This is a genomic window from Shewanella sp. CAL98-MNA-CIBAN-0140 (assembly GCF_040309905.1).
Lineage (GTDB): Bacteria > Pseudomonadota > Gammaproteobacteria > Enterobacterales > Shewanellaceae > Shewanella > Shewanella psychromarinicola.
In genome coordinates this window covers 1-279 of the sequence record NZ_JBEOPI010000141.1, presented here as the reverse complement: position 1 = coordinate 279, position 279 = coordinate 1, and the positions used below count along the sequence as shown (strand labels likewise).

At 44.4% G+C, this 279-nt stretch carries 1 protein-coding gene; it reads right to left on the bottom strand.

The window, feature by feature from the left end; all coding sequences use genetic code 11:
- Positions 1-279, bottom strand: a 279-nt coding sequence (locus tag AAEY93_RS20495) for a neutral/alkaline non-lysosomal ceramidase N-terminal domain-containing protein (RefSeq protein WP_351079482.1), incomplete at both ends; no start/stop codon positions are given.

The following is a 279-nucleotide window of genomic DNA, read 5'->3' as shown; positions in this document are numbered from 1 at the left end:
CATCAGCATTGGCAAAAGCGGCGACAAACGGCTTGTCTGAATTTTTACCAAAAATCTTTTCAGCGCCGCGCTGAGCAAAACCTTTATTGTCAGCGCTTAGATGCATAAACTGATTACTAAAACTGGTTGGATGCAGTGCAAACCAATTAATCAGACCTACTGGCGTGCCATCGGCAGCATTCAGGCGCAGCTGAGTCATGGTCTCGTTAACATTACTATCAAAGTCTTTTGCATCGGCATTATTGTCATAAGCAAATTCTGAGCGATTGAGCGTTGCAC